4 protein-coding genes and 1 pseudogene are annotated in these 9,743 nt (G+C 72.7%); 2 read left to right on the top strand and 3 right to left on the bottom strand.

What is annotated here, in order from left to right:
- Window positions 1-334: 334 nt before the first annotated feature.
- Window positions 335-1,894: a M1 family metallopeptidase gene (locus B0E54_RS31405; RefSeq protein ID WP_255787980.1), complete on the top strand. Its 1,560-nt coding sequence runs from the start codon at window positions 335-337 to the stop codon at window positions 1,892-1,894.
- A gap of 333 nt (window positions 1,895-2,227) precedes the next feature.
- Here the strand turns inward: B0E54_RS31405 and B0E54_RS31400 are convergent, their stop codons facing one another.
- From B0E54_RS31400 to gltB, 3 genes are all read right to left on the bottom strand, one after another.
- Window positions 2,228-2,767, bottom strand: coding sequence for a hypothetical protein (locus tag B0E54_RS31400; RefSeq protein ID WP_234591441.1), 540 nt, complete (start codon window positions 2,765-2,767; stop codon window positions 2,228-2,230).
- 121 nt (window positions 2,768-2,888) lie between these two features.
- Window positions 2,889-4,424 (bottom strand): glutamate synthase subunit beta, encoded by a 1,536-nt coding sequence (locus tag B0E54_RS31395; protein WP_234591440.1) that lies wholly within the window; start codon window positions 4,422-4,424, stop codon window positions 2,889-2,891.
- Window positions 4,417-9,099: a glutamate synthase large subunit gene (gene gltB / locus B0E54_RS31390; protein ID WP_234591445.1), complete on the bottom strand. Its 4,683-nt coding sequence runs from the start codon at window positions 9,097-9,099 to the stop codon at window positions 4,417-4,419. Before gltB ends, B0E54_RS31395 begins: the two co-directional genes overlap by 8 nt.
- A gap of 174 nt (window positions 9,100-9,273) precedes the next feature.
- On the opposite strand from gltB, the pseudogene B0E54_RS31385 reads away from it, so the two are divergent.
- Window positions 9,274-9,743: pseudogene (locus tag B0E54_RS31385) on the top strand (GNAT family N-acetyltransferase); the annotation flags it as partial.

The raw sequence follows: 9,743 nt of genomic DNA, 5'->3' as shown, positions 1-9,743 counted from the left end.
CGCGCCGCCGAGGCGCGCGAGTCGGGCCACGAGGTCACCCCCGCCCGACTGCGGCGGCGGAGCCGGCGCCGCGCCGAGCACGCCCCGGGCGGCATCCAGGTGTGCGCGGGCCGCCCGGTGGGCGGTGACCGCCTGCCCGTACGCCGACGCGAGCCTGCCCACGCTCTGCCTCCCACGCCACGGCCGTCCGGTTCGGACGAAACCCTAACGGACAGCGGTGACACCGGGACAGTAGCGACCCGCGCTTTCGCGACGGCCGACGCGTGACACGCCCGCCGCGCGCCGGGCCAGCGACGTTCACAGTTGTCGATTAGGTTGGCGGTGCGTACACCCGATGGAGGGAGTCCACCTCGTGCGACGAGTCCTCACGGCGGCCACCGCCGCCCTGACCCTCACCACCGCCGGCACCATGCTCACCGGCGCACCCGCCCAGGCCGCCACGACGGGCTGGGGCCGGCCCGTCGTCTCGGTCGCGCCGCAACCCGGCGCTCCCGGCCTGGGCGACACCTACTTCCCCGACTACGGCAACGGTGGCTACGACGTCTCGCACTACGACGTCCGGCTGCGCTACGACCCGGCCACCGACCGGCTCACCGGCACCACCACGATCCTCGCCACCGCGACGCAGGACCTCTCGACGTTCAACCTGGACTTCCTGCTCGACGTCGAGTCCGTGCGGGTCAACGGCTGGGAGGCCGGCGCCACCAAGGCGGGCGCGCACGAGCTGGTCATCACCCCGACCCGCACGATCACCCGGGGCCAGCAGCTCACCATCGTGGTGCGCTACGACGGCATCCCGTCGGAGACCCTGGTCGGCGGCTACACCGGTTGGACGCGCACCGACGACGGGGCGCTCGCGGTCAACGAGCCCGAGTCGGCGTGGTGGTGGTTCCCGAGCAACGATCACCCGCTGGACAAGGCCACCTTCGACATCTCGGTCTCGGTGCCCACCGGCGTCGAGGTGATCAGCAACGGCGTGCAGCCTCGTCCGCCGGCGGCCGAGGCGGGCAACCGCACCCGGTGGATCTGGCGGACCACCTCCCCCACCGCCACCTACCTGGCCTTCATGGCGATCGGTCAGTACGACATCGTCACCGACACCACGCCGGGCGGTCAGCCGGTGATCAACGCGTACAGCACCTCGCTGGGGGCGCTCGGGCCGGCCGCGCGGGCCAGCATCGAACGCACCGGCGAGATCACCGACTGGGAGAGCGGGATCTTCGGCCCGTACCCGTTCGAGGCGCGAGGTGGCGTGGCCGGGCCGGTGGACGGCATCGGCTTCGCCCTGGAGACGCAGACCCGCCCGGTGTACGGCCCGGGCTTCTGGCGTCGCGGCGCCAACACGTACGTGGTCGCCCACGAGAACGCCCACCAGTGGTTCGGCGACTCGGTCTCGGTGGCCGAGTGGCGCAACATCTGGCTCAACGAGGGCTTCGCCTCGTACGCCGAGTGGCTCTGGTCCGAGGAGCAGGACGAGGGCACCGCGCAGGAGGTCTTCGACTTCACCTACGCCAGCTACCCGGCCGACGACGAGTTCTGGCAGGTGCTGCCCGGTGACCCGGGCGCGGACCGGGTCTTCGACAACGCGGTCTACGACCGGGGCGCGATGACCCTGCACCAGCTGCGGCTGGCCGTCGGCGACGACGCGTTCTTCGCGATCCTGCCGGCGTGGACGGCCGAACACCGGTACGGCAACGGCACCATCGAGGAATTCCAGGCCCTGGCCGAGCGGATCTCCGGTCTGGACCTGGACGAGCTGTTCACCACCTGGCTGTTCACCCCGGGCCGGCCGGACGTGGCCAGCGCCGCCCGCAAGGCCGCCCCGCCGGTCGAGCCGAAGTCCTGGGCCAAGATCCGCGAGGGTCACGAGGCGCACCGCCTGCTGTCGCACTAGCGGCAGTCGTCACCCGAAAGGCCCGTCGCCCGTGCGGCGGGCCTTTCTGCGTACCCACCCACCGGTCCCGTCGGAGCGATCTCACCTGCCACCGCTGCGCCCCGTCGCCCCTCCCCCACGCGTCCTTTGCTCTGCTTCAACCGACGCAACACCGGTTGTCCGATTATCGGACGCGCGGTGTTGCGTGGAGTGAAGCAGAGCAAAGGACGCCCTTGCCGCCGGCGAGACCAGCGCGCAGCAGCTGGTAGGCGACGCGTGGGGGGAGGAGGAGGAGCGAGGGAGGCTGGCCTCCGGGCCGGAGTCGCCGCCAGCGACCGGATCTGGGGCGGCGGCTCAGGACGCCGGCGCCACCGGACGGCCCACGGTCGCCGGGGACCCCGCGGCCTCGGCCGTGCTCGCCTCGACGGCCCGGATGTGCCGGTAGGCGAACCAGAGCGGCGGGAACGCCCCGACCGCGAAGGACAGGTCGATGAGCGTCCAGAACCAGGGGATGTCCCGGATCGGGCCACAGATCAGCGCCAGCGGAACGATCCCCGCGCAGGCGATCATGCCGACCTGCACCACCCAGACGTTGCGCACCGGGTCACGCAGCGGCCCCCAGAACGCCACCGCCAGCACCAGGTGGGCGAAGGCCAGCCAGTCGGTGCCGTAGAGCAGGAACGGGTAGTCCTGCCCCGCCGTCACGAGGCCGGTGTGGACCCGCTCGATCCAGTCGACAAGCGCCGGCACCTGGCCCGCGAGCGGATCCAGCGCGCGCAGCAGCCAGCGCACCTCGATCTCCAGCGGGAAAGCGGTGGCACCGCTCAGGAAGAGGCCGATCAGCACGATCCACAGCCACCGGCGCGTACGCCGCAACCGCTCCTCATTGTCCATGACCGGAGCGTAACGATGATCTTCGTGCCGCTTCGTCCCGTCAGCGGTGACAGCTGTCTCACCGCCGTCCGGGCGGCGTGGCAGATACCTGCCACGCCGGCCGGACGGCGCCGGGAACTCCTCAGCGAACGGCGAGCGGCTGCGCGGCCGGACCGACCGGCGCCAGCAGCGCGCCAGCGCCACCCAGGTAACCGTGGATCGCGGCGGCCGCCGCGCGCCCCTCGGCGATGGCCCACACGATCAGCGAGGCGCCCCGGTGCATGTCACCGGCGACGAACACGCCGTCGGCGGCGGTCTGCCAGTCGTCGCGGGCGTCGATCGCCCCCCGCGGGTTGCGGGTCACCCCGAACTGCTCCAGCAGCGGCTGCTGCTCCGTGCCCTCGAAACCGATCGCCAACAGCACCAGGTCCGCCGGCAGCTCCCGCTCGGAGCCCGGGACGACGGTGACCATCCGCCGGCCGTCGCGCTTCTCGACGGTCACCTCGGCGATCCGCACCGCGCGCACCTGACCGGTGCCGTCGTCCACGAACTCCTGCACGGCCACGGCGAAGACCCGCTCGCCACCCTCCTCGTGGGCCGGGTAGCTGCGCAGGACCCACGGCCACGTCGGCCACGGATCCCGAGCCTCGTCGCGCTCGCTCGGCGGCTGCGGGTACAGGTCGAGCTGGTGCACGCCGGCAGCGCCCTGCCGGTGGGCGACACCGAGGCAGTCGGCCGCCGTGTCACCGCCGCCGATGATCACCACGTGCTTGCCGGCCGCGTCGATCGGGGTGCCGTCCGGCAGCACCGCCCGGGCCGCGCGGCCCTCGCCGGTGACCGCCACGCCAGGCCCGCCGCCGGCCGCCGTGGCGACCGCGCGATTCGCCGCGACCAGGTGCGCCATCGCCTGGTGTACGCCCCGCAGCGCCCGGCCCGGGGTCTCCGGGGTGTCCCGGCCCTGCAAGGCCCCGCAGGTCAGCAGCACCGCGTCGTGTTCCGTGCGCAACTGCTCGGCGGTGACGTCGACGCCGACGTTCACACCGGTACGGAAGCGCACCCCCTCGGCGGCGAGCTGCGCCAACCGGGCGTCGATGTGCCGCTTCTCCAACTTGAAGTCGGGGATGCCGTACCGGAGCAGGCCGCCGATCGCGTCGTCGCGCTCGTACACCGTCACGGCGTGACCGGCGCGGGCCAGTTGCTGTGCGGCGGCCAGACCGGCGGGCCCGGAACCGACCACGGCGACCGACCGGCCCGACGGCGCCGGCACCGGGCGCGGGGTGAACCCGCGCGCCGCTGCCGCGTCAGCGATCTCCACCTCGACCTGCTTGATGGTGACCGGCTGGCCGCCGGCGATACCCAGCACGCAGGCCGCCTCACAGGGCGCCGGGCAGAGCCGGCCGGTGAACTCCGGGAAGTTGTTGGTGGCGTGCAACGACTCCACCGCGGCGTCCCAGTTGCCGGTGCGGACCAGGTCGTTCCAGTCCGGGATGCGATTGCCCAGCGGGCAGCCGTCGTGGCAGAACGGGATGCCGCAGTCCATGCACCGCGTGGCCTGCTCGCGGATGAGCTCCTCGCCGGCCGGCGGGTACACCTCCCGCCAGTCACTGATCCGCACCGGCACCGGGCGGCGGGCCGGCAGCCGCCGGTCGTAGCGCAGGAAACCGTTCGGGTCAGGCACGTGCCACCTCCTGGGCAGCCACCCGCGGGGCGGGCGGCACCGGCGCGATGGGCGCGCTGAGCGCGCCCATCACCGCGTCGTCGACGTCGCGGCCGGCTGCTTCGGCGGCCCGCATGATCTCCAGCACCCGGCGGTAGTCGCGGGGTACCACTGCGGTGAACTCGGACACCGCTTCCGGCCAGCGCTTGAGCAGGTCCTCGGCGACCGCCGACCCGGTCTCGGCCACGTGTCGCTGCACCAGCTCGTGCAGCAGCGCCTGCTCCTGCTCGCCCAGCGGCGCGAGGTCGACCAGTTCCGTGTTGACCCGGGCACGGTCCAACAGGTGCACGAACGCCGTCCCGCCGGACATGCCGGCGGCGAAGTTGCGGCCGGTCGCGCCGAGCACCACCACCGTGCCGCCGGTCATGTACTCGCAGCCGTGGTCCCCGACGCCCTCGACGACGGCGACCGCGCCGGAGTTGCGGACCGCGAACCGCTCCCCCACCCGGCCGCGCAGGAAGACCTCGCCCGCCGTGGCGCCGTACAGGATGGTGTTGCCGGCGATGATCTGATCCTCCGCACGCTGCCCTGGCTCGGCGTCGGGGTCGAGGAACGGCGCGGCGGCGTCCGGACGGACGATGAGCCGGCCCCCGGAGAGGCCCTTGCCCACGTAGTCGTTGGCGTCGCCGTGCAGACGCAGGGTCACCCCGCGCGGCAGGAACGCGCCGAACGACTGCCCGGCGGTGCCGTGCAGCACGAACTCGACGGTGTCGTCCGGAAGGCCGCCCCCGCCGAAGCGGCGGGTCACCTCGCCGCCGAGCATCGCGCCGACGCTGCGGTGCTCGTTGCGCACCGCGACCTCGACGCGGACCGGCGACCCCTCCGTCAAGGCCGGACGGGCCAGCGCGATCAGCTCGTTGTCGAGCGCCTGCTCCAGGCCGTGGTCCTGGGCGCGCACCCCGCGCCGGGCGGCGCCGGCGGGCAGTTCCGGCAGGTGCAGGACGGGTGCCAGATCGAGCCCGTGCGCCTTCCAGTGCGACACCGCCGGGGCCACGTCGAGCAGTTCGGTCTGCCCGATGGCCTCCTCGATGGACCTGAAGCCCAGCTCGGCCAGGTAGCCCCGGACCTCCTCGGCGAGGAACAGGAAGAAGTTCTCCACGAACTCCGGCGTGCCCGTGTACCGCTCACGCAGCACCGGGTTCTGCGTCGCGATGCCGACCGGGCAGGTGTCCAGGTGGCAGACCCGCATCATCACGCAGCCCGAGACGATCAGCGGCGCGGTCGCGAAGCCGAACTCCTCCGCGCCGAGCAGCGCCGCGATCAGCACGTCCCGGCCGGTCTTGAGCTGGCCGTCGACCTGCACGGTCACCCGGTCACGCAGCTTGTTGAGCAGCAGCGTCTGCTGTGCCTCGGCCAGCCCCAGCTCCCACGGGGTGCCGGCGTGCTTGAGCGAGTTCATCGGGGACGCGCCCGTGCCGCCGTCGTGGCCGGAGATCAGGATGACGTCGGCCTTGAGCTTGGCCACACCGGCGGCGACGGTGCCCACACCCACCTCGCTGACCAGCTTGACGTGCACCCGGGCGGCCGGGTTGACGCACTTCAGGTCGTGCACGAGCTGGGCCAGGTCCTCGATGGAGTAGATGTCGTGGTGCGGCGGCGGCGAGATGAGGCCGACGCCGGGAGTGGCGTGCCGGGTCCGGGCGATCCACGGCCACACCTTGTTGCCGGGCAGCTGGCCGCCCTCGCCGGGCTTCGCGCCCTGGGCCATCTTGATCTGCAGGTCGTCGGCGTTGACCAGGTATTCGCTGGTGACACCGAACCGGCCACTGGCGATCTGCTTGACCGAGGAGCGCCGCAGCGGGTCGTGCAGCCGATCGATGTCCTCGCCGCCCTCGCCGGTGTTGGACTTGCCGCCGAGACGGTTCATCGCGATGGCCAGCGTCTCGTGCGCCTCGGCCGAGATCGAGCCGTACGACATGGCGCCGGTGGCGAAGCGCTTGACGATCTCGGTGGCCGGCTCGACCTCCTCGATCGGCACCGCCGGACGGACGCCGGTGCGCAGGGTGAACAGCCCACGCAGCGAGCCGGCCTGCGCGGCGAGCGCGTCGACCTTGGCCGTGTACTGGCGGAAGACGTCGTACTGCCGGCTGCGGGTGGCGTGCTGGAGCAGGAAGACCGTCTCCGGGTTGAACAGGTGCAGCTCACCCTCGCGGCGCCACTGGTACTCGCCGCCGACCTCCAGCCGGTCGGAGCCGGCGGTGCCGGCCGGCGGCCAGGCCAGCGCGTGCCGGGCGGCCACCTCGGCGTGCACACCGGCCAGTCCGACGCCGCCGATCCGGCTCGGGGTGCCCCGGAAGTAGCGGTCGATCAGCCGGGTGTCCAGCCCGACCGCCTCGAAGACCTGCGCACCGCAGTACGACGAGACCGTCGAGATGCCCATCTTCGACATGATCTTCAGGACGCCCTTGCCGAGCGCCTTGGCGTAGTTGCGCACCGCGGCAGCGGGCTGCACGCCGGCCAGCGCACCCGTGGTGATCATGTCCTCCACGGACTCGAACGCCAGGTACGGGTTGACCGCCGCCGCGCCGTACCCGATCAGGACCGCCGCGTGGTGCACCTCCCGGCAGTCGCCGGACTCCACGATCAGCGCCGCCTGGGTGCGGGTCTGCTCCCGCACCAGGTGCTGGTGCACGGCGGCGGTGAGCAGCAGCGACGGGATCGGCGCGAGATCGGCGTTGGAGTCCCGGTCGGAGAGCACCAGGATGCGGACGCCGTCCTCGATGGCCTCGGAGACGTGCCGGCAGATCTCGGTCAGCCGGGCCTTGATCCCGGCGGCGCCCTCGCGGATGCGGTACAGCCCGGAGACCCGCACCGCCTTGAAGCCGGGCAGGTCGCCGTCCTCGTCGATGGAGAGGATCTTCGCCAGCTCGTCGTTGTCGATGATCGGGTGCGGCAGCACGATCTGCCGGCAGCTCGCCGCGCCCGGGTCGAGCAGGTTGCCCTCCGGCCCGATCGTCGACGCCAGGCTGGTCACCAGCTCCTCGCGGATGGCGTCCAGCGGCGGGTTGGTGACCTGGGCGAAGAGCTGGTGGAAGTAGTCGTAGAGCAGCCGCGGGCGGGTGGACAGCGGCGAGATCGGGGTGTCGGTGCCCATCGAGCCCAGCGGCTCCGCGCCGGTACGCGCCATCGGCGCGAGCAGGACCTTCAGCTCCTCCTCGGTGTAGCCGAAGGTCTGCTGGCGGCGGCGTACCGAGTCGTGGGTGTAGACGGTGTGCTCACGCGGCGGCAGGTCGTCCAGCTCGATCAGCCCGGCGTGCAGCCACTCGCCGTACGGCTGCGCGGCGGCCAACTCGGACTTGATCTCGTCGTCGTGCACGATCCGCCCGGCCACGGTGTCGACCAGGAACATCCGGCCCGGCTGGAGTCGCCCCTTCGCGACCACGTGGGCGGGGTCGAGGTCCAGCACGCCCGCCTCGGAGCCGAGCACCACGAGACCGTCGTCGGTCTGCCACCAGCGCCCCGGGCGCAGCCCGTTGCGGTCCAGCACCGCACCGACGATCTCGCCGTCGGTGAAGGCCACCGACGCCGGACCGTCCCACGGCTCCATCAGGCTGGCGTGGAAGCGGTAGAACGCGCGCTTGGCCGGATCCATCCCGGGGTCGTTCTCCCAGGCCTCCGGGATCATCATGAGGACCGCGTGCGGCAGGCTCCGCCCGGCCAGGTGCAGCAGCTCCAGGACCTCGTCGAAGTTCGCCGAGTCGGAGGCGGCGGGGGTGCAGACCGGGAAGACGCGCCGGATGTTGCCCGGCACGTTCGGCGAACGCAGAAGAGCCTCGCGGGCCTGCATCCAGTTGCGGTTGCCCCGGATCGTGTTGATCTCGCCGTTGTGGGCGATGAACCGGTACGGGTGCGCCAGCGGCCAGGACGGGAAGGTGTTGGTGGAGAAGCGGGAGTGCACCAGCGCGATCGCGCTCTCCACCCGCTCGTCGCGCAGATCGGGGTAGAACGCCGGCAGCTGGTCGGGCGTGAGCATGCCCTTGTAGACCATCGTGCGGCTGGACAGCGACGGGAAGTATGCCGGCACGCCCCGCTCGGCGGTCTCCCGCTCGGCCTGCTTGCGCAGGCAGAACGCCACCCGGTCCAGGTCGATGCCGCTCAGCGCGGAACCGGCCGGCCCGGCGGGCGAGTCGGTGAGGCGGTGGGCGGCCACGAAGACCTGCCGCACCCGGGGCATGGCCGCCAGCGCGGTGTCGCCGAGGCCCTGCGGCTCGATCGGCACGTCCCGCCAGCCGAGCAGCTCCGCGCCCTCGACCAGCGCGTACTTCTCGACCACCCGGCGGGCACGGGCCTCGGCGGCGTCGTCGTCGGGCAGGAACACCAGGCCCGTGGCGTACTCGCCGGCCGGTGGCAGCGTCACGTCGGCGACCGCGCGCAGGAACGCGTCCGGGACCTGGATCATGATGCCCGCGCCGTCACCGGTGTTGGGCTCGGCGCCCCGGGCGCCCCGGTGGTCCAGGCGGCAGAGCGCACCGAGCCCGTTGGCGACGACCGCGTGGGACCGTCGGCCGTGCATGTCCGCCACGAAGGCCACCCCGCAGGCGTCGTGCTCCTGCGCCGGGTCGTAGAGGCCCTGGGCGGGCGGATGGGGGCCGGGCGTCGGGGACGCCTGTGGGCTGTGCGGGTGCGGCTGTGTCATGTCCGCGTACGGCTGAGCCACCGGGCCTCCTGTCGTCACTCAGGTTGGATCATGGTGGGGACGACGTCGGCCCGTGGGTCTATTGAGTCTACGTTAGGGCTGGGGGCGCAAGGCCACTCAAGATTGATCACACCGTCCAGAGTCTGGGACGTGTAGTCTCGCGCGGTGGATTCGGTGCACAAGGACATCTTCGACCGGTTGGAGCGTTTCTACGACGCGGTGCCCCGCGACGTCGCCGGTGCCGAGGATCACGGCGGGTTGGTGCTGTTCGTCCGCGAGGGCGCCGGCTGGCCGTTCTACGCCCGGCCCCGGATCGGCGCCGCCGCGCCGCCGTCCCTGGCCGACGTGACATCGGTGCGGGAACGCCAGCGGGAACTGGGCCTGCCGGAGGCCTTCGAGTGGGTGCACGAGACGACCCCGGAGCTGCTGGCGGTGGCCCGCTCGGCGGGGCTGAACGTGCTGGAGGCCCCGCTGATGGTCCTCGACCCGGCCGCGTTGGCCGACCCGGCGACGCTCTCCGACGTACCCGTGCGGGTGCTGGCCGCGGACTCGCCCGACTTCGCCGCCGACGTGGCCGCCCGGCGGGCGGTGGCGGCAGTGGCGTTCGGCGCCGCCGGCACCGAGCCCGGCCCGGCCGGCCCGGC

Source organism: Micromonospora sp. MH99, assembly GCF_021442385.1.
GTDB lineage: Bacteria > Actinomycetota > Actinomycetes > Mycobacteriales > Micromonosporaceae > Micromonospora.
The sequence above is the reverse complement of the archived record's forward strand: the minus strand, read 5'-3'. Positions and strand labels throughout refer to the sequence as shown.

Excerpts from the sequence above, each read along its gene's own strand:
- B0E54_RS31405 (WP_255787980.1), top strand. The coding sequence starts at position 335 with ATGGAGGGAGTCCACCTCGTGCGACGAGTCCTCACGGCGGCCACCGCC.
- B0E54_RS31400 (WP_234591441.1), bottom strand. The coding sequence starts at position 2,767 with ATGGACAATGAGGAGCGGTTGCGGCGTACGCGCCGGTGGCTGTGGATC.
- gltB (WP_234591445.1), bottom strand. The coding sequence starts at position 9,099 with ATGACACAGCCGCACCCGCACAGCCCACAGGCGTCCCCGACGCCCGGC.